The sequence below is a fragment of the Nocardia takedensis NBRC 100417 genome (genome assembly GCF_000308695.1).
Lineage (GTDB): Bacteria > Actinomycetota > Actinomycetes > Mycobacteriales > Mycobacteriaceae > Nocardia > Nocardia takedensis.
This window is the reverse complement of record NZ_BAGG01000240.1, coordinates 1-18,232: the sequence shown is the minus strand read 5'-3', so window position 1 is coordinate 18,232 and position 18,232 is coordinate 1. Positions and strand designations below refer to the sequence as shown.

Annotated in this window: 21 protein-coding genes and 1 pseudogene; 14 read left to right on the top strand and 8 right to left on the bottom strand. The window is 69.8% G+C overall.

What is annotated here, in order from left to right; genetic code table 11:
- Positions 1–348 (bottom strand): annotated as a pseudogene (locus ON30_RS40535) (hypothetical protein); the annotation flags it as partial.
- Positions 349–585: 237 nt separating this feature from the next.
- Here ON30_RS40535 and ON30_RS29410 point away from each other — a divergent pair.
- Positions 586–1,290 (top strand): endonuclease/exonuclease/phosphatase family protein, encoded by a 705-nt coding sequence (locus tag ON30_RS29410; RefSeq protein ID WP_040712616.1) that lies wholly within the window; start codon positions 586–588, stop codon positions 1,288–1,290.
- 3 nt (positions 1,291–1,293) lie between these two features.
- Here the strand turns inward: ON30_RS29410 and ON30_RS29405 are convergent, their stop codons facing one another.
- The 3 genes from ON30_RS29405 to ON30_RS29395 all read right to left on the bottom strand — a co-directional run bounded on the left by ON30_RS29405 (position 1,294) and on the right by ON30_RS29395 (position 4,260).
- Positions 1,294–1,770, bottom strand: a complete 477-nt coding sequence (locus tag ON30_RS29405) for a hypothetical protein (protein ID WP_157183921.1) — start codon at positions 1,768–1,770, stop codon at positions 1,294–1,296.
- Between the two features lie 65 nt (positions 1,771–1,835).
- The gene (locus ON30_RS29400) at positions 1,836–2,333 is read right to left on the bottom strand and encodes a hypothetical protein (protein WP_245554278.1); all 498 of its coding nucleotides are present in this window, start codon (positions 2,331–2,333) and stop codon (positions 1,836–1,838) included.
- Between the two features lie 184 nt (positions 2,334–2,517).
- Complete coding sequence (locus tag ON30_RS29395; RefSeq protein WP_051030128.1) at positions 2,518–4,260, bottom strand: hydroxysqualene dehydroxylase; 1,743 nt, start codon at positions 4,258–4,260, stop codon at positions 2,518–2,520.
- Between the two features lie 137 nt (positions 4,261–4,397).
- Here ON30_RS29395 and ON30_RS29390 point away from each other — a divergent pair, with 137 nt between their 5' ends.
- Positions 4,398–4,808, top strand: coding sequence for a cupin domain-containing protein (locus ON30_RS29390; RefSeq protein WP_040712626.1), 411 nt, complete (start codon positions 4,398–4,400; stop codon positions 4,806–4,808).
- Between the two features lie 30 nt (positions 4,809–4,838).
- A complete protein-coding gene (locus ON30_RS29385) occupies positions 4,839–5,258 on the top strand; it encodes a VOC family protein (protein ID WP_040712613.1) in 420 nt (139 codons plus the stop codon).
- A 39-nt stretch (positions 5,259–5,297) separates the two neighbouring features.
- On the opposite strand, the gene ON30_RS29380 is transcribed toward ON30_RS29385, so the two are convergent.
- Positions 5,298–6,830: an acyl-CoA synthetase gene (locus tag ON30_RS29380; RefSeq protein WP_040712612.1), complete on the bottom strand. Its 1,533-nt coding sequence runs from the start codon at positions 6,828–6,830 to the stop codon at positions 5,298–5,300.
- A 177-nt stretch (positions 6,831–7,007) separates the two neighbouring features.
- Positions 7,008–7,415: an SgcJ/EcaC family oxidoreductase gene (locus tag ON30_RS29375; RefSeq protein WP_040712624.1), complete on the bottom strand. Its 408-nt coding sequence runs from the start codon at positions 7,413–7,415 to the stop codon at positions 7,008–7,010.
- A gap of 184 nt (positions 7,416–7,599) precedes the next feature.
- Here ON30_RS29375 and ON30_RS29370 point away from each other — a divergent pair, with 184 nt between their 5' ends.
- Positions 7,600–8,286: an SDR family NAD(P)-dependent oxidoreductase gene (locus tag ON30_RS29370; protein ID WP_040712610.1), complete on the top strand. Its 687-nt coding sequence runs from the start codon at positions 7,600–7,602 to the stop codon at positions 8,284–8,286.
- A gap of 9 nt (positions 8,287–8,295) precedes the next feature.
- Here the strand turns inward: ON30_RS29370 and ON30_RS29365 are convergent, their stop codons facing one another.
- On the bottom strand, positions 8,296–9,366 hold the full coding sequence (locus ON30_RS29365) for a saccharopine dehydrogenase family protein (RefSeq protein ID WP_040712608.1): 1,071 nt from the start codon (positions 9,364–9,366) through the stop codon (positions 8,296–8,298).
- 133 nt (positions 9,367–9,499) lie between these two features.
- On the opposite strand from ON30_RS29365, the gene ON30_RS29360 reads away from it, so the two are divergent.
- A complete protein-coding gene (locus tag ON30_RS29360; protein ID WP_040712607.1) occupies positions 9,500–9,904 on the top strand; it encodes a hypothetical protein in 405 nt (134 codons plus the stop codon).
- A 50-nt stretch (positions 9,905–9,954) separates the two neighbouring features.
- Here ON30_RS29360 and ON30_RS29355 read toward each other — a convergent pair whose 3' ends face one another.
- Positions 9,955–11,127, bottom strand: coding sequence for a TDT family transporter (locus ON30_RS29355; protein ID WP_051030127.1), 1,173 nt, complete (start codon positions 11,125–11,127; stop codon positions 9,955–9,957).
- 70 nt (positions 11,128–11,197) lie between these two features.
- Here ON30_RS29355 and ON30_RS29350 point away from each other — a divergent pair, with 70 nt between their 5' ends.
- The 9 genes from ON30_RS29350 to ON30_RS29315 form a co-directional block, all read left to right on the top strand.
- Entirely contained in the window at positions 11,198–12,106 is a 909-nt protein-coding gene (locus ON30_RS29350; protein ID WP_040712603.1) for a LysR family transcriptional regulator, read from the top strand.
- Positions 12,107–12,322: 216 nt separating this feature from the next.
- A complete protein-coding gene (locus tag ON30_RS29345) occupies positions 12,323–13,126 on the top strand; it encodes an SDR family NAD(P)-dependent oxidoreductase (RefSeq protein ID WP_040712601.1) in 804 nt (267 codons plus the stop codon).
- Positions 13,127–13,293: 167 nt separating this feature from the next.
- Positions 13,294–13,518 (top strand): nucleotide exchange factor GrpE, encoded by a 225-nt coding sequence (gene grpE, locus ON30_RS29340; protein ID WP_157183920.1) that lies wholly within the window; start codon positions 13,294–13,296, stop codon positions 13,516–13,518.
- Positions 13,515–14,198: a hypothetical protein gene (locus ON30_RS29335; protein WP_040712600.1), complete on the top strand. Its 684-nt coding sequence runs from the start codon at positions 13,515–13,517 to the stop codon at positions 14,196–14,198. The genes grpE and ON30_RS29335 overlap by 4 nt, the downstream gene beginning before the upstream one ends.
- Positions 14,199–14,587: 389 nt before the next feature.
- On the top strand, positions 14,588–14,731 hold the full coding sequence (locus ON30_RS39625; RefSeq protein WP_157183919.1) for a hypothetical protein: 144 nt from the start codon (positions 14,588–14,590) through the stop codon (positions 14,729–14,731).
- Positions 14,728–14,856 carry a hypothetical protein gene (locus ON30_RS41855; RefSeq protein ID WP_281004763.1) on the top strand — a complete coding sequence of 43 codons (129 nt, stop codon included), beginning with the start codon at positions 14,728–14,730 and terminating at the stop codon, positions 14,854–14,856. Before ON30_RS39625 ends, ON30_RS41855 begins: the two co-directional genes overlap by 4 nt.
- A gap of 126 nt (positions 14,857–14,982) precedes the next feature.
- Complete coding sequence (locus ON30_RS29325; RefSeq protein ID WP_040712597.1) at positions 14,983–15,726, top strand: IPT/TIG domain-containing protein; 744 nt, start codon at positions 14,983–14,985, stop codon at positions 15,724–15,726.
- A 170-nt stretch (positions 15,727–15,896) separates the two neighbouring features.
- Positions 15,897–17,150: an IPT/TIG domain-containing protein gene (locus ON30_RS29320; protein ID WP_083911771.1), complete on the top strand. Its 1,254-nt coding sequence runs from the start codon at positions 15,897–15,899 to the stop codon at positions 17,148–17,150.
- Positions 17,151–17,241: 91 nt separating this feature from the next.
- A partial coding sequence (locus ON30_RS29315; RefSeq protein ID WP_040712596.1) for an IPT/TIG domain-containing protein occupies positions 17,242–18,232 on the top strand: 991 nt, incomplete at its 3' end.

Sequence of the window (18,232 nt, the reverse complement as noted above, 5' to 3'; positions counted from 1 at the left end):
GCCGCCGCTCCCGCAGCCTCCTCCTCCGCCACAACTACTGCCACCGCCGCAATCGCTTCCGCCGCTGTCGCCGCCGGAACCGCCGCCGCAACCGCTCCCACCGACGACGTCACCGCCGCCGCAGCGCGCACCCTCGCTCTGTCCGGACGGACTCACACCGCCATTGCCCGCGTCCCAGCGGTCGTCGTGACCACCGACCGGACCGTACTCGAACTCGTCCTGGGCCTGCCCGAGCGCCACGAAACCGAACCACAGTCCGGCCGCGAGGACGACCAGCCCCCCGAGTAGGTGCCAACTGAACATCAGAACGATGCCGACCACCGACAAGGCCACAGCGATCGTCTTCATCTCGGATCCCCGATCCGGTGTAGCCGCCGAACGCCCGGATGGACCCGAGCGCCTATAACGCCAGCGGAGAACGGGGCGCATTGTTACACCCGAAAAACTGGGTCATTCGCAATGATCTTCACCCGCGATCGGGCCGTCGCGAGGCACATATGCCATGGTGCGCGAACAGCGAAACCGGCGGAAGCCCTCAGTTTTTCGGGATCGTTCGGTCACCGCGCACGTCGTTAACCTTGGCGGATGAAAATCGGAGTCGATCTGACAGAGTTGCGCGGTTTGGCGGGTGAGGTCCGGCGGGCGTTGAGCGCGCTCGATCACGGCGTGAGCATTCTGTCCGACACCGCGCCGGGGCCGCCCACTTCCAGTCTGGGCGCGGAGGAGATCTTCGGGAACACCACCGCGGGCAAACAGTTGCTCAGCACCCACGAGTGGTCGGCGTTCCCGGCGGTGAAAGCGGCGATGGCGGCGTTCGCCGGCACCGTGGAAGCCGATGCCGAACAGTTGGATCTGGCGGTCACGCTCTACGGGTCGATGGATCTCGACAACGCCGAAGGATTCCTGGAGCTCAACGGCCGGGGTCTCGACATCGTCAGCACCCATCTGAGCAACGGCGGCGACCACAGCGCCGAGCAGGCCGCGCAGATCGCCCGCCTGCGTCAACTCTTCGGCACCGGTCCGTTGGGGAATATCGTGATCGGCGGCGACTTCAACGCCTCCGCCAACGGTGACAGCCCGTCGGCGCAGGAGATCCGGGCCTTCGGCGACCAGGGGTTCGCCGTCGACGCGGGCCGGATCGACGACGGCCTCGGCGGCACGTCGGCGAGTCATCAGCCGATCGACCACGTCCTGCCCCGGGGCGTGGGCACCTCCGCCGCCGAACGCTGGGACCGGGAGGAATCCGACCACGACGGCCAGAACGTCGAGGTGACGCTTCCGGCCTGGTAGTCCTCAGTCGACCTCGACCCGAACACTGGTCGCCGCGCGCGGTTCGTCGCCGGGACCGAGGTCGGTCACCGAGACCTCGCCGGTGCTCAGGCCGTCACCGGTGCGCACGAGCACCACGTTCCCGAAGTCGTCACTGCCCCACGGCCGATAGAACTGGGTCCGCTCCGAGGCCGGGCCGAAGTGGACCTCCCACGTCTCACCGGGCGGCGCCAACGCGTTGAGTTGACGCCCCAATTCCTCCGCGCCGTCACGGAAGACTTCCTGCAATGTCGCGACATCGACCTTGCCGTCCAGGATGCGCCTGGCGATTTCCTTCATATCGTGTTTCTGGTTGCCCTGGCCGATGCCGAGCGGATTGTTCCCGTCGCCGCCCTGCTGGATATTCCAGTTGAGCATTCGCAGTGTCCGCTTCGACCAGGCGGTGTCGGCGGCCCGGAGTCGGGTGACCGCCGCCGCGATGATCTCGAGTTGGTGATTCAAGGCCGAATCGGCTCGGGATTCGATCCCGGGCCGCATCCCACTCGCGGCCCGAACACGGAGGGTTCCTATTCCGTCTCGCGCGCCATTTCTCGCAGGGTGGCGAAACGTGCTTCCAGGTACTGGAATTCGGACTCGTCGACCACCGTGCGCGTGATGCCCGCGTCGACCAGGAACGCGCCCTGTCGATGGTCGTCGATGACCTCGATGTCGATCGCGACGGCGACGTAGTCCTCGGCACCCGGCATCGGCTCGGCCAGCACGCGCGCGGTGCCGCGCGCCGACAGGGCCACGTTGCCGCCGCCGAGGATCACCAACACCACCTCCGCACTCTCCCGCAACCGTGCCAGCGAGCCACGATTGTGCCGCAGGCTCAACAGGACTCGCTTGTCGCCCGCGCGCAAGGGCCACGACACGGGAATGGCGTGCAGCACGGGGGCGGCGGTCACCAGGACCGCGATGGTGTCGCGGGGCCATTCCGGCAACACGCGCAGTTCCGGATGTCCTGCGGGTTCGGTCGGCGCGACCACCGACTCCTGTCGAATCTCGCGAGTGTCAGACACCATGTATCCCCTCCAACCTCACCGTCACCGGACGCGAACCGAGTCCGATGCGCAACCAGTCTAGGCCCCGCGTTCGCCGGCCGCGGAGTAAGCGGACCCTCATTCCCCCGTCTCGGCCACGCGGCCCGATCGGTGGTCCGCCGATCCACCCCCGGCGGCCCATCGGTCGTGAGGCCGATCGGGCCCCCTAGCCGGGCAGGTCGAGGAGGTTGGGTTGCCCCGCGCGCCAGCGGGCCAGATCCATCGCCCGCGCGCCGTCGAATTCGCGCAGGGTGAGTTTCGGCCACAGGCGGGCCGGGCCGGCGTCGGATCCGGCGGCGGTCAGGAGGGCGTTGCGGGCGGTTCTGCCGCCTTCGTTGGCCCCTTCCATGCAGGCGAGATCGATGTTGTTGCGGGTGTAGTCGCCGGCCAGGAAAAGGTTCGGGATCGCGGTCGCCGCGCCCGGCCGCAGGTCCCAGCTTCCCGCGGAGTTGATGGTCAGCGGGTGGTCGTTGCCGTTGACGGCGCCGTCCCAGCGGATGGCGGGGTCGAGGAACCAGCCGAGCACGTCCTGGTCGCCGAGTCGGTCGGTCAGGGGTTCGCCCTGCTGCGACAGCATGATCTGGTGCCAGACCTCCGCGGCGACCTCCTCGGGGCGACAGTCCCTGGCCCGCTTGGTGTTCCGCAGGCCCGGCGCGTCCCAGTCGGCGACGCAGACCGACAGGATGTCGGCGACTTTCCCGTCACCGTATCCGTCGGCGATCTCGCGTTTCCAGAACTGGTTCTGGTGGATGCCCGACAGCCGCCACGGGGTTTCGATGAAGCCGATGTGCCCCTGTCCGATCGGTCGCTCCCGACCGAGGAAGAACTGGACGCCGTTCATCCAGTCGAGGTCGATGTCGGCGATCCCGGCGAGTTCCGGCGCCAGTTCCAGGATGTCGGGGCCGAGCAGACCCGCCGCGCGTTCGGGCGGCACGGCCAGGACGTACCAGTCCGCCGCCACCGCGCGGGTCCCGCCCCCGGCGAATTCCACCGTGGCGCCGTCGATGACACCGCCGGCCACGCTCAGCGACCGGACTTCGGTGCCGAGTTCGAAGCGGACGCCGAGGCCGCGCAGGCAGGCGATCCACGGATCGATCCAGACCTCGTTGCTGGGGCCGTCGAGCACCGAGTCGGGGAATCGGTTGTCGTTGCCGCGGTTGATGATGTTGAGCAGGAACGACTCGGCCAGACCGCAGATGCTGCGGGCGCCGGCGATGTCCTCTTTGGCGGCGACCAGGGTGCGGGTGAAGGTGGAGATCAGCAGTTGATAGTTGGGGTCCGTGCCGTCCATCTTCACGAAGTCCTTGAACGACTGGTGTTCCCACTGGCCGTAGCGACGTTCGTCGCAACTGGTGAGGAAGACCAGCAGGCGTCGCACCAGCACGGTCAGGTCGGCCAGCGGCAGTCGCGGCAACCAGGTGAGCCCGGCCAGCAGGGTCTTGACCGCTTTGCGCGGTTCCAGTGCGAGTCCGATCGCGTCGAAATCGAGGGCGAAGGGCAAGGTGATGTCGGGGGCGTTCAGCGCGCCGGTGAGGGCGAGCGCGGGCACCAGGTTGTCGAAGGTGCCTTTCGCGTTGCCCGGGTACGGGATTCGGCGCATCGTGTCCGGCAGCGCCGCGAAGAAGCCGGGGAAGAATCGGTAACCGTGTTCGCCCGGCAGCGGCGCGCGTCCGTCCACGCCGAGGAAGGGTGTGTCCATGCTGCGGGCTTTGCCGCCCCACCCTTTGCGGTCGTAGACGGTGACCTCGAATCCGCGTTCGGCCAGTTCGTGCGCGGCGGTCAGGCCGGCGACGCCGCCGCCGAGCACCGCGACCCGGCGCGCGGCGGGAGCGGCGTCGGCGCGGGTGAGACCCGGGATGCCGCCGGCCAGGGCGGCCAGCGCGAGTGAACCGGCGGCGGCCCCCTTCACGACGGGGTGCGTCCTATCGACTGCCAGGTTCCATCCAGGAGCGGGCAACAATGTACCCATATTCGGTACATGGGGTCAACAGACGAACCGTGTCGCCACGCGCGACCGCGTCGCCCGCGTGCGACTACGGTGGAACCGTGACCGACGATCGCCCCGCCCTGGCCGCCGCGCTCGACCTCGCACCACACCCGGAAGGCGGCTGGTATCGCGAGACCTGGCGCGGCGCGGTCGAATTCACGCCCGAGGGATACCCGGGACCGCGGTCGACCGCGACGGCCATCTACTTCCTGCTGCTGCCCGGCGAGCGATCCGCCCCGCACACGGTGGCCTCGGACGAGTTGTGGCTGTGGCACCGGGGCGGGCCGCTGCTACTCGACATCGGCGGCGAGGAGATCGTCCTGGGTCCCGATATCGAACGCGGGCAGCGCCCCCAAGCCGTCGTCCCGGGCGGCGTCAGTCAGGCCGCCCGGCCCGCCGGATCCGAATACGTGCTGGTCAGCTGCGTGGTCTCCCCCGGATTCGATTTCGCCGACTTCCGCATGGACTGAGCGCCGCGCCGATGTGGCACGATCGCGGGCGTGCCCATCGCCACCGCCGCCGTCGACCACCTCCGGCTCACCGTGTCCGATATCGACCGTTCCCGAGCGTTCTACGATCTGGTCTTCGGCTGGCCGGTCTACCTGGAACTGCCGCCCGACGCGGACGAGGCCACCCGCGAACAACTCTGGTTCCTCTTCGGCGGCGTGCTCTATCGGGTGGGTGAGACACAACTGCTCGGATTGCGGCCCGTCGGCGCCGACGAATTCGACGAGAACCGCACCGGCCTGGACCATCTCGCCTTCCAGGTGGCCGACCGCGCCGCGCTCGAGGACGCCGTCGCCCTGCTCGACGCCAACGGAATCGGCCACGAAGGCATCAAGAATCTCGGAGTCATGTCGATCCTCGAGTTCCGCGATCCGGACGGCATCGCGCTGGAACTCGTCGTCCGACACCAGTAACGCGGGCCGCCCGCGACAGTCACGGGCGGCCCAGCTCGCTCACAGATAGCGTTGGCGGAGTTTGCCTTTCACGAGTTTGCCCGTGGGCGTCCGCGGCAGATCGTCGTCGAAGTCGAAACTTCTCGGAACCTTGTAGTGGGCGATGCGGTCACGTAGGTAGTCGCGCAGTTCGTCGGCGAGTTCCCCGCTCGGCTCGACGCCGGGCGCGGGTTGCACGACGGCCTTGACCGATTCGCCCATCTCCTCGTCGGGGAGGCCGATCACCGCGACGTCGAGCACCTTCGGATGCAGGGCGAGGGCGTCCTCGACCTCCTGCGGGTAGATGTTCACGCCGCCGGAGATGATCATGAAGGCTTTGCGGTCGGTGAGGAACAGGAAGCCCTCGTCGTCCACGTAGCCGATATCGCCGGTGGTGGTCCACGTGGGGTGCTCGGGGTGGGCGGCCTCGGCGGTCTTGGCCGGATCGTTGTGGTAGGCGAAGGGCAGTTCGTCGCGCTCGAAGTACACGGTCCCGATTTCGCCCGCGGGGAGTTCCGCACCGTCCGAGCCGCAGATCCTGATCGTGCCGAGCAGCGCGGGGCCGACCGATCCCGGCTTGCGCAACCACTGTTCCGGGTTGATGAAGGTCGCGCCGTTGGCCTCGGTGGAGGCGTAGTACTCGTGCAGGACCGGGCCCCACCAGTCGATCATGGCGCGTTTGACCTCGACCGGGCATGGCGCGGCCGCGTGCACGGCCACCTTCATGGTCGACACGTCGTAGCGGGTGCGCACGGATTCGTCGAGTTTGAGCATGCGGACGAACATCGTCGGCACCCACTGGCTGTGAGTGACCCGGTACCGCTCGATCGCGGCCAACGCCTGCTCGGCGTCGAACTTCTCCATGACGACGAGCGTGCCGCCGAGGGCGTGGACCACACCGCCGTAGCGCAGCGGCGCGGCGTGGTAGAGCGGGGCGGGCGACAGGTAGACGGTCTCGGTGTCGAATCCGTAGAGCGGTCCGAACAGCGCGGTGTAGGTGTCGCCGGGGGCGTCGCCGACCTGCCGGTCCGACAGGGGCAGCTTGATGCCCTTGGGCCTGCCGGTCGTGCCGGAGGAGTAGAGCATGTCGGTGCCGCGCGGTTGATCCGCGGGCGGTTCCGGGGACGCGGCGGCCAGCGCCTTCTCGTAGGACTCATATCCCGCCACCGGGCCGCCGAAGGCGAGGCGGAGGTCGACCGCAGGCGTCCGGGTGCGGATCTGCTCGGCGGAGTCGGCCAATTCGGCCGACACGATCAGCGCCTTGGCCCCGCAATCGTTGACGATATAGCTGATCTCGGCGGGCGAGAGATGCCGGTTGACCGCCGTGATGTAAAGCCCGGTTCGCAGCGCAGCCCAGTAGACCTCGTAGACCCGCGCGTCGTTCACCGACAGCAGCGCGACGTGATCGCCTCGGCGCAGACCGGCGTCACGCAGATGCCGGGACAGGCGGATCGAGTTCTCCTCGAGCTCCCGATAGGTCAGTATCTCGCCGGTTTCGGCGATGATGACCGCTGGTTTGTCGGGAAATCGGTCGACGTGTGCGCCGGGGTACATGCGCGGCTCCTCTGCGAAACAGAACAGTCGGTATTCGACTGTTCACAGGCGAAGGCAGCCGCTCCGTCACCCGCCGAGATTTCCGGCGCGGCACGCAGCGGTCGCCCTGCTACCGCACGATAGCGGAAAGTGAACCGGTATTCGGGTCTTCTCCATACTTCCCGTCGCCCGCCTCGGTCACCGGGCGACGGGCGTGTTCTGGGCGGCGGCCAACCACCAGCGTCCTTCCCGCTCGACCAGGACGTACATCGCCAGCTCCGAGAATCCCTCGGGGTCGAGCGCACGCCTGCGGATCTGCGTCACGACCACACCGGGCGCGGGCGTCCGCGCGCTGACCACCTCGAATCGCGAGCGCGGCGCGACGCGGGCGCTCATGAGTTCACGGTGGATCGCGTTGAGCGAGTCGTAACCGGACACGGTCGCGCCCTTCGGGCTGCCCCAGAGGATGTCGGCGGCGAAGCGACTGTCGTAGCGGTCGGCGTCGGCGGCGTCGAGTCCGGTTTGCAGGACGTGCGCGAGCGCGCGCGCCTGCGCGGACGCCTCGGACTCGGCGGACAGATCATGGAGAACAGGTCGGATGCTCATGGCGACCACGCTAGAACCCCAACCATAGTTCAGGTCAACGTCTCGTCGGTACGCCGCGGTTCCGCTCCACGGCCGGCGGGTTCGACGCCGCATCGATACAGTTCCCCTCGATCCGTCCGGTCCTCGGCCGCGGGCGCGCCGCCCGCGACGCACCGCGAACCACCACCACGAAGGAGCCCTCTCAGTGACGACCTCGGTAATCGTCGGCGGGAGCAACGGCATCGGCCACGCCTTGGCCCGCCACTTCGCCGAACGCGGCGACACGGTATTCCTCACCAGTCGCGACCTCGCCCGCGCCGAGAACGCCGCCGCCGACATCGGCCGCGACACCCATCCGCTGGCCGTCGATCTCGCCCACCCCGACACCATCGCCGCCGCGTTCGCCGCGGTCACCGAAGTGGACAACCTCGTCCTCACCGCCAGTCCCGGAATCCCGATCACCCTCGCCGGATTCGACACCGCGCAGGCGGTGCAGGCCGTCACCGTGAAATTGGTGGGCTTCGCCGAGACGGTGCGCGCGCTGCGCGATCGCTTCACCCCGGGCGCGGCGGTGGTGCTCTTCGGCGGGCTCGCCAAGGAGCGCCCGTACCCCGGATCCACGATGGTGACCACCTTCAACGCCGGCATCAGCGGACTTACGCGGACCCTCGCCATCGAGATCGCCCCGCACCGGATCAACGCCGTGCACCCGGCGGTGGTGGGCGACAGCCCCCGCTGGCGCGACGTCCCCGAACCGCCGCACGTCGCGAAGGCGCCCCTCGGACGGGCCGTCACCATGGCCGAGATCGTGGACGCGACCGATTTCCTGCTCCGCAACACCGGCATGAACGGTCACGATCTGCACGTCGACGGCGGGTTGCTGCTCACCTGAGCCGAACGGCTACCCGCGCAGTCCCGCCGCGGCGTGCACCTCGTCCAGGCCGAATGCCTCGACCGGACCGAGCGCGCCGACATCGCGCGGACCGCCCGCGAGGGTGGTCCGCGCGCCCCACGCCAGCATCCGCGCGGTGAAGTCGTAGGGATCCCCGCCCGCCAACGACACCGACCCGAGCGGATTCTCGGCGGCGTCGAAGACCTCCGCGACGACCGAAGTCCGCGCCCCGGCACGGACTTCTGGGCGTGGCCCCCCGCTGGAGCCCTTCATCAAGCGGTGCACGGCGGCCTTGCCGAACCGATCCGTTCGGCCGCCACGCCCGATCGCGCCGCTCACGCGGGAGCCCGCCTGGATCGTCCGCGCCGCGACCGCGGGCAGCCCCAGGTAGACCCCGGTCGTTCGGAGTCCGGGATGGATTCGGGCGAGAGTGAGGTGTTCGGACCCGGGAATCGACACACCGGTCTGCGATTTTCCGGCCACCTCGAACCGGCGAACCCTGGCGGCGGTGCGTTCGACGATCACCCGGCCCTCGCGCAGGGCGAACCCGTCCTCGAACATGATCCCGGCCATCGAGGCGCGGGTGCCGCCGCTGGTGCCGACGCCGTCGAGGAAGTAGCCGACCTCGACGCGCACCGCCTCGGGCGCGTCCCGCAAGGCCAGGGCGGCTGCCAGATTGCCGGGGACATAGTCGAAGCCGAACGCGGTGATCAGCGCCACACCCGCCTCGCGGGCCGCGGCGTCCCGCTCGAAGACTCGACGGATGAACGGTCCTTCGCCGGTGGAGTCGAGGTAGTGGGCGCCCGCGTCCAGCGCCGCGTCGAGCGCGGGTCCGCCGTAGCGCAGGAACGGGCCGACCGTCGTCACCAGTACGTCGCCCCGGTCGAGGAGCGCGCGCACCGAACCCGGGTCGGTCACGTCGGCCACCGCGGTATCGGTGCCGCCGAGATCGGCCGCGAGTTTCGCGAGCGCGTCGGGGTTTCGCGCCGCGAGTACCGGGGCCGCGCCGCCGGCGACCAAGACCTCGGCGACCAGACGCCCCGTGTAACCGGTCGCTCCGAACACGACGATCTTCGGCATCGCTGCACCTTTCACTCCGCTGGGAACCGACAGCAACCTACGACATGGTCCGGCTGCTCATCTCTGCCTGAATAGTCGTGAATGGACCACAACTTGTCCACCGGTACGGTCATTGCCCGACTAGTCTCGGCGCATGGCTCGCTACGTGATCGACGCCGTCACACTGCTCCATCTCGTCGACGCCGGACTGACCGTCGACCCGAGTCATCGACTGGTCGCGCCGAACGCGATTCGATCGCAGGTGCTGCAACTGCTGCTGGACGATGTTCGCGCGGGCAAGCGCACCGAGAAGGCCGCCCTCGAAGCCCACGAGCGGGTCACCGAGACCAAGATGCGATTACTCGGCGACCGGGTCTCGCGGCGCGCCGCATGGCAACTCGCCGTCCGCAACGATTGGGACACCCTCGAAGACGCCGAATATCTGGCCGTAGCCCGACTGCAAGCGGACGCGCTGATCACGGTGGACCCGGCATTCGCGATCCGCGCCCGGGAACTCGTCACGGTGGCCGCCTTCGAGGATCTGCTGACTCCTCGGTGAATCGAATACGGTGCGTGCCGCACATTTGCGGCCAGTGGCGCACGGTCGGTCTAGGCGGCACGGGTGACGGCCTCTGCGCGCCGACCGATCTCTTCCCGCGCCCCGCCGATCTCGGGCGGCGGGATCGCCGCGAGGGCGGTCGGCAGTGTTCCGTCGAGCAGGCCGCGCACCGTGCAGGCGGCGGTGACCGTCCAGGCGGCGGCCAGCAGCGCGTACAGGAGCACCGCCGCGACGGCGAACAGGTACGCGCCGGTGTGGGTGAACAAGACGGTGCTGCCGGTGACGCAGGTGCCGACGGGGAAGGTGAAGCCCCACCAGGTCAGGTTGAACCGCAGGTCGCCGGCGCGGGCGGCGCGCAGGGTCACCGCCGCGGCGAGCGTCAGCCACAGCATCGCGAAACCCCACACGGCGACTCCGAGGACGGTGGCGAGTCCGATCAGGTCGTCGACGTCGCCGGCGGGCAGGATCGTCCGACTCGCGTCGGCGAGCAGTCCGGCGGCGGTGACCGACTGCCCGAGCGGTCCGAGCGCGATCCACAGCGTCGCTACCGTGTCCGAGGGCGGCGGGCCGTGGTGGACCAGCCGCGACCAGATCATCACGAGAACGATCGAGGCCGCGATCAGGCTCAGCCCGAACATCGCGCAGCACAGCACCAGCAACGTCAGTCGCGGCTGTCCGGCGGGGGTGTGCGGGAGGAGCAGCGCGCCGAAGGCGGCCGAGACCATCGGGGGCACCACCGGCATGAGCCATCCGCCGAAAGCCGCGTCGGGCGCGGCGCCCGGACCCGTGAACATCCGGTAGGGAACTGCGATCGCGGTGGCAAGGCCCAGGACGGTGCCCACCGACCACAGCAGCCACGCGAGGACGACGGCGGGCGTCGCGCCGAGGATCGGCGGACCCAGCAGCAGCGTCCCGGCGGCGACGGTGACCGGGGCCATCGGCACCGCGCCGACGAAATGCGTCATGACGGGATGCGCTCGGTGAGCGCGCGCCTGCTCGGGATATCGCAGGTGGTGCGCGGTCCAGGCCGTGGCGAGTCCGACCAGCGCCAGCGCGGCCGTCACCCACAGCGCGACGGCGGCGCGGTGCAGGGTGTGCGACAGGCCGGGCAGGGTCGCGGCGGCGTTGGCGAGCATTCCGGTGCCCATCACCGCGGCGAACCAGTTCGGCCCGAGGTGACGCAGGCGTTCGGGGCGCGCCGTCCACGACATGGTTGCGGTCATGGGTCCAGCTTCCGACGCGCCCGACGGGGCGGGTAGCGGTGCGTCGCCTATGAATGCATAGAGTGGTTCTATGCCCCTGTCGCCCCGGGTCCCCGATCTGGCCGCCCTCGACCTGCTGGTCTCGGTGGTCGAGTTGGGCAGTATCGGGCGCGCCGCGCAGGCGCACGGCATCAGTCAGCCCTCCGCCTCGTCCCGGCTGCGCTACCTGGAGAAACTGGTCGGGGCGCCGGTGCTCGAACGCACCACGCTCGGATCACGGCCGACGCGGGCGGGCGCGCTGATCGTCGAATGGGCGCGCGCCGTGGTGGACGCGGCGGGCCGGTTGGACGCCGGGATCGACACGTTGCGCGCCGAGCGGAGTTCCCGACTGCGCGTGGCCGCGAGCCAGACCGTCGCCGAGTACCTGTTCCCGGGGTGGCTGATGGCTCTGCGAGCCGCGGCGCCGGACGTCGCCCTCGCCCTGGAGTCGGGCAACTCTGTAGACGTGGCGGGCGCGGTGCTCGACGGACGGGCGGGGATCGGGTTCGTGGAGAGTCCACGGCGTTTCCCCGGATTGGAGAGTCACACGGTGACGCGGGATCGGTTGGTGGTCGTCGTCGCGCCCGGACATCCTTGGGCCCGGCGCGCCCGCGTCGGCGCGGACGAGCTGGCGGAAACTGCTCTCGTGCAGCGCGAACCGGGCTCGGGGACGCGAACCTGGTTCGAGTACGCCATCTCTCGCGGGCTACCCGGTCGCGTTCCGGTGGTCGCCTCCGAATTGTCCTCCACCACAGCGATCAAGACCGCGGTGGCGGCGGGAGTGGCGCCCGCGGTGCTGAGTTCGCTGGCGGTCGCGGCGGAGATCGCCTCGGGAGCGCTGGTCTCCCCCGAAGTCGAGGGACTCGACCTGCAACGCACGCTGCGCGCGGTGTGGCCCGCCGGGCAGCGGCTCACCGGCCCCGCGCGCGAGCTGTACGCGATCGCCCGCCGACCCGGCTGAGACAGTCGGTCCACCGGAGTCCATCGCCGCGCAACCGATTTCGGTGACAGATCACGACCGTCGAAGGTCACGGTCGACTCCCAGGGCGAGGGTTGGTCGCGCGCTTCGAGCCGATCACCCCGCCCGCGTCCTGAACATTCTCTACCGTGGTCTGCGACACACCCCGGCGGCGCGGTCGCCGGGGTCCGGGTACGCGGTTCACGAGAGGCTCCTACTGTGACGAGTTACGACCTGACCGGACGCACGGCCCTGATCACCGGCGGCGCACAAGGTCTCGGAGCCGGGATGGCCGAAGCGCTCGCGGCCGCGGGAGCCGCCGTCGCCGTCGGCGACGTGAACGTCGACGGCGGACGCGAGCAGGTCGAGGCGTTGCGCGCCCGCGGCGCCACGGCCGAATTCGTCACCCTCGACGTCACCGACGACGCCGCGTGGGAGGCGGCGGTGGCGGACACGGTGGCCTCGCTCGGCGGGCTCGACATCGTCGTCAACAACGCCGGCATCGAGGTGACCGAACTGCTGGTCGATCTCGACGCCGCCGCCGCGACACGGATGCTCGAGGTCAACGTGGTCGGCACCGCGTTGGGGATCAAGCACGCGTTCCGCGCGATGCGCCCCGGCGGTGCGGCGGGCAACGGAGGCGCGGTGGTGAACGTCGCCTCGGTCGCCGCCACCATCGCCTTCCCCGGAATCAGCGTGTACTCCGCCACCAAATCCGGCATCGACCGGTTGACCCGCGTCGCGGCCGCCGAATCGGGCAAACTCGGGTACGGCGTGCGCGTCAACTGCATCTATCCGGCCCTCACCCCGACCGCGATGGGCAACAAACTCGCCGTCGAGACCGCCGCGCTCGGCCTGTTCCCCTCCCCGGAGGCCGCGGCGCAGGCGGTCGCCGAACTGACCCCGCTGGGCAGGCTCGGACAGGTGGACGACATGGCCGACGCCGTGGTCTTCCTCGTCTCCGACGCCGCGAAATTCATCACCGGCGCCGGCCTCGCGGTCGACGGCGGAATGGGTATGTAGCACTCTCCCCGGCCATTCCGGACAACCGGCGCGTTCGTCCTCGGCGGATTGTCGTCCGAATGAGGGACAGCGCGTCGACACCGATCACTGCCATAGTGTGAATCGTCCGCGGCACAGTCGATTACGACCGCGACATCACTTGTCAGCGATCGATTCGGAGTATGGCCGTGACCGTGCAGATCGATTTCCACCTGGAGAACTGCGGGGTCCATCCGATCGGCCGCGTCGGTGAACCGCTGGACCCGCACGCGCACGAGATACGGTCCGTGCGGGGCGATTCGGCCGGACCGTTGCCCATCGTGGCCGTGCTCCGCCGGGGTTACAGCCGCCTCGGCGAGACCATCCGCCCCGCGCTGGTCGGCGCGGTCCGCGAAGACGGCGGATCCCGGTGAGCGCGAACGACACGCCGTCACGGTTGGTGCCGTTCGCGGACGGCATGGTCGCCGCGGTCGCGTTCGGACAGATGGCGTCCGCCGCACCCGGCGTCGACACCGCCTCCGTCGCGATCTTCGCGATATTCGTCGGGATCGCCGCCGCGGTGTTGGCGCGGGCGAGCTACCTCTCGACGGTCGCCGACCTGTTCTACTCGACGGTCGGCCTACTGGCCTGCCTGTCGGCATCGGCCGAATTCCTGCGCGGCACAGCGTGCGACACCGCACCGGACGCGCTTCGGTACGCGGTGTTCGCGCTGTTGCTCGTGCTGGCGGGAATAGGAGTGTTCGCCGCCGTGACGAGCGGGCAGTTCACGCTGAAATTCGGACTGCGATGGTTCGGCGCGATCGAACTGGTCACGGCGGCGACCGCCTGGGGCACCGCCGGCTCCGGCGGACCCGCCGCCCTCGGTTTGCTGATCCTGATGGCCATGCCGCTCGGATTACTGGCCGTCTGGCAACCGAGATTCGTCTTCGACGGCCTGCTCAGCGCCCTCGCGGCCGTGGCGATCGTGCTCGCGGCCTTCGCACCCCGGTGCGGCGCCGACGCCGACACCGACGGAATTGTGCTGATCTTCGTCTTCGGCGCGACATTCCTGGTGCTGAGCGCGATCGGTGCCGGCGTCCGCACGAGAAGATGACAACGCTTCGCGCGGTCCCAGCTCGTCGCCACCGGGGCCGCGCGAACGGTTCCGAACTCACGCTACTCATACCCGACCACGTGGCCGCTGCGGGCGTCGGGAAGGCGGTCGCGAGCGTCTTCATGTTCCCGATCCTGATAGTGGTGGGAGCCATATTCTTCGGCTTGGCGGTCATGCACCGGCTCGACATCGACCGCCTGCCCTGTGGACGGTCGCGTCTGCGAGTTCGCCTACCGAGGGCGCGGAGGTCGAGGTCAGGGCCTTCGACCATCGAAGGCAGCAGGCGTAGCGCGGCGGTGATGTCGCCGGGCGCCATGTGCGGCGACGTGGTCCGGCGGGTGAGTTCCCAACAGGCATCGCCGCGGCGCACCAGGTCGGCGCCCGCGTCGGTGAGCGTGATCGTGTCGGCACGGCGGGTGCGCGAGGAAACCACACCGGACCGGGCCTACCGCTGGTGGTATCGCGACCCACTGACCAAGATCTTGTTCAAGGGCACCTTCGCCGAGATCGGCGTCGGCGATCTCTCTGGTTGAACTTCGACGACGTCACCGCGAAGACGCCGAGCGAACGCGAACGCATGCTCCTGCGGGCCGAACGCAGATTCACCACGCTCCCGGTGACCCCGCCGCAGGGCCGCCGTGCCGCCCGCGCGGTCTGAAAACGGACCAAAACGGATCGCTGAAGTGTTGCCCGACAACATATCCCGGGTCGTTAATGGAAGGGCGGACCGCACTGAAGAATTCGGGCCTTCGTCCCGAGTCAACATCGACCCAGGAGCTGTGTCATGCCTATTTCCCCCAATCAGGGATCGACCGGTGGCGGGACCGTGGTCACCATCACCGGTACGAACCTCGGCGGCGCCACCGCCGTGCGCTTCGGCACGAAAAACGCTGCCATCACGGCCAATACGCCGACCTCGGTCACCGTCACCTCGCCGTCGGGCTCCGGTGTCGTGCCGGTGACGGTGACCACGCCGGGAGGGACCAGCAATCCCCTCTCGTTCTTCTACGTCGGCGCTCCGTTCAAGTCCGCGCTGTCCGCGGTGTCCGGGGCGATCGCGGGCGGGAACACGATCACCCTGACCGGTACCGGGTTGTCCACCGCCACCGCGGTGAGCTTCGGCGCCGAATCCGCGGTGCCCACCGTGGTCAGTGACAGCGAGTTGACGGTGGTCGTGCCCGCGGGCGCGGCGGCCGGTCCGGTCGGTGTCAGCGTCACCACGGCGGGCGGCACCAACAACGGGCTGTCCTACACCTACATCGACACGCCGACCGTCGGTACGCCGTCGCCGGCGGCCGGGCCCGCCTCGGGCGGCACCGCGGTGACGATCCCGGGCACCGGGCTCACCACCACGCAGTCGGTGACCTTCGACGGTGTCCCGGCGCCGTTCTCGGTCACCTCCGATTCGTCGGTCACCGCCGTCACTCCGCCGGGAGCCGCCGGGGCCGTCGACATCGTGGTCACCACCAGTGGTGGCAGCGTCACCGCGGCCGACGCGTTCACCTACGTCGCCGGACCGGGTATCTGACGCTCGACGGGTCGTCACCCGCCCCGTCGACTGTCCTCGCACCGCCCCGGGCGGGCAGGCCACCCGGCTTGCCCGGCCGGGGTCGGATATCCGTCCCCACCGCAGACTGCCCCGACATCCCCGGCCCCACAGTCGGATTCGAACTGTGGGGCGATCTCGAAGGAGGTCTCATGCCCCCCACCATCACCTCCCTGAACCCGCCCTCGGGTCCGCCCGCGGGCAACAACAGTGTGATCATCACCGGCACCGGGTTCTTCGGCCCCGCGGCCGTGTTGTTCGGCGGCGTCGCGACGACGTTCACCATCGACTCCACGACGCAGATCACCGCCATCGCGCCCGCGGGCACCGGCACGGTCCAGGTCACGGTCGTCACTCCCGAGGGCGTCAGCGCGGGCGTCCCGTACTTCTACGCCGGAACGCCCTCGTTGACGGGTGTGAGTCCGGACCGCGGACCCACCACGGGCGGGTCCGCCGTCACGCTCACCGGCCTGAACCTCGCGGGAGCCACCGCGGTGCGCTTCGGCACCACCGCGGCCAGTTCGTTCACCGTCGTCTCGCCCACCCAGATCACCGCCATCTCGCCCGCGGGCACCGGCACGGTGCAGATCACCGTGACCACGGGTGGCGGAACCACCAACGGCGTCGCCTATTCCTACGTGGTCGGTCCGGTGCTGAGCACGGTGAGCCCGACGTCGGGCCCGCTGGCCGGCGGAACCACGGTGACGCTCACCGGCACCGGTTTCACGGGGGCCACCGCGGTGCGTTTCGGCGCCACCCCGGCCGCCTCGTTCACGGTCGTGTCCGCCACCCGGATCACCGCCGTCACACCGCCGGGAGCCGCCGGCGCCGTCGACGTCACGGTCGTCACCCCGGGCGGCGCCGCGAGCCTGGCGAAATCCTTCTTCTACCGCGATATCCCCGCGTTGACCGGCATCGCCCCGGGTTCCGGGCCGCTGGCGGGCGGAACCACGGTGACGCTCACCGGATCCGGCCTGTCGGGGACGACCGCGGTCCGCTTCGGCACGGCGCCCGCGACGTCGTTCACGGTGGTGTCGGCCACCCAGGTCACCGCGGTCGCGCCCGCGGGAAGCGCGGGCACCGTGGGCGTTTCGGCGACCACGCCGGGCGGCACGAGCAACGAAGTCGCATACACCTACGTGAACGTGTCCACGATCACGGGGCTGACTCCGAACACCGGTCCGCTCTCCGGCGGCGCCGCGGTGACGATCACGGGCACCAACCTCGCCCAGGCCACCTCGGTGCTGTTCGGCACGACGCCCGCGGCGTTCACCGTCATCGCCGACACCCAGATCGTCGCCAACGCGCCCACGGGGCCCGCCGGGCCCGTCGACGTCACCGTCGTCACCCCGGGCGGCACGAGTACCGCCGCCGTCTACACCCGACTCGCCCCACCCGCCATCTGACCCTCTCCGCGACGGCTCGACGTCCGAACACCCGGCGCGACAACCGGATTCGGTTCGCCCGCCATCCCGGTCACGACAAGGAGGCAGCACCGTGCCCATCTCACCCACCCAGGGGCCGACCGGTGGCGGGACCGTCGTCACCATCACCGGCACGAATCTCGGTGGCGCGACAGTCGTGCGCTTCGGCACGAAGACCGCCGCCATCACGGCCAATACGCCCACCTCGGTCACCGCCGTCACGCCTTCGGGCGCGGGGGCTGTCCCGGTGACGGTCACCACCACCGGTGGCACCAGCAACCCGATCTCGTTCTACTACGTCGGACTGCCGTCCAAATCCGCGCTGTCCGCGGTCGCGGGGGCCATCTCGGGCGGCAATACGATCACCCTGACCGGCAGCGGCCTGTCCACGGCCACCGCCGTCCACTTCGGCACCGGCACCGCGGTCCCGAACATCGTCAGCGACAGGGAGTTGACGGTGGTCGTGCCCGCCGGGGGCGCGGCGGGCACGGTGGGTGTCAGCGTCACCGCCGCGGGCGGCACCAACAACGGGCTCACCTACACCTATGTCGCCGTCCCGGTCCTGACCGCCATCGCCCCGACCTCGGGGAGCACCGCCGGCGGGACGTCGATCGTCCTGACCGGCACCGGATTCACCGGCGCCACCGCCGTCCGATTCGGCGCCACCGCGGTGCCGTTCATCCTCGACTCGGCCACCCAGATCACCGCCACCGCGCCGGCGGGAACGGGCACGGTGACGGTCACGGTCACCACCCCGGGCGGCACCAGCAACGGACGGACCTACACCTACAACGTGGCCCCCACCCTGTCGTCGGTGGCCCCGACGTCCGGGACATCGGCCGGCGGAACGTCGGTCGTCCTCACCGGCACCGGATTCACCGGTGCCACGGCCGTGCGCTTCGGGGCCACGGCGGCGACGTCGTTCACCGTCGACTCCAGCACCCAGATCACGGCGGTCGCCCCGGCGGGCACAGACGCTACTTCGGTGACTGTCACCGCCCCCGGCGGCACCAGCAACGGACTGAGCTACACCTATGTCGCCGTTCCGACGTTGACCACCCTGG

Coding starts and splice junctions, on each gene's coding strand:
- ON30_RS29365 (WP_040712608.1), bottom strand. CDS start 9,366: ATGCCGAAGATCGTCGTGTTCGGAGCGACCGGTTACACGGGGCGTCTG.
- ON30_RS29360 (WP_040712607.1), top strand. CDS start 9,500: ATGGCTCGCTACGTGATCGACGCCGTCACACTGCTCCATCTCGTCGAC.
- ON30_RS29320 (WP_083911771.1), top strand. CDS start 15,897: ATGCCCCCCACCATCACCTCCCTGAACCCGCCCTCGGGTCCGCCCGCG.
- ON30_RS29355 (WP_051030127.1), bottom strand. CDS start 11,127: ATGACCGCAACCATGTCGTGGACGGCGCGCCCCGAACGCCTGCGTCAC.
- ON30_RS29380 (WP_040712612.1), bottom strand. CDS start 6,830: ATGTACCCCGGCGCACACGTCGACCGATTTCCCGACAAACCAGCGGTC.
- ON30_RS29325 (WP_040712597.1), top strand. CDS start 14,983: ATGCCTATTTCCCCCAATCAGGGATCGACCGGTGGCGGGACCGTGGTC.
- ON30_RS29410 (WP_040712616.1), top strand. CDS start 586: ATGAAAATCGGAGTCGATCTGACAGAGTTGCGCGGTTTGGCGGGTGAG.
- ON30_RS29350 (WP_040712603.1), top strand. CDS start 11,198: ATGCCCCTGTCGCCCCGGGTCCCCGATCTGGCCGCCCTCGACCTGCTG.
- ON30_RS29400 (WP_245554278.1), bottom strand. CDS start 2,333: ATGGTGTCTGACACTCGCGAGATTCGACAGGAGTCGGTGGTCGCGCCG.
- ON30_RS29375 (WP_040712624.1), bottom strand. CDS start 7,415: ATGAGCATCCGACCTGTTCTCCATGATCTGTCCGCCGAGTCCGAGGCG.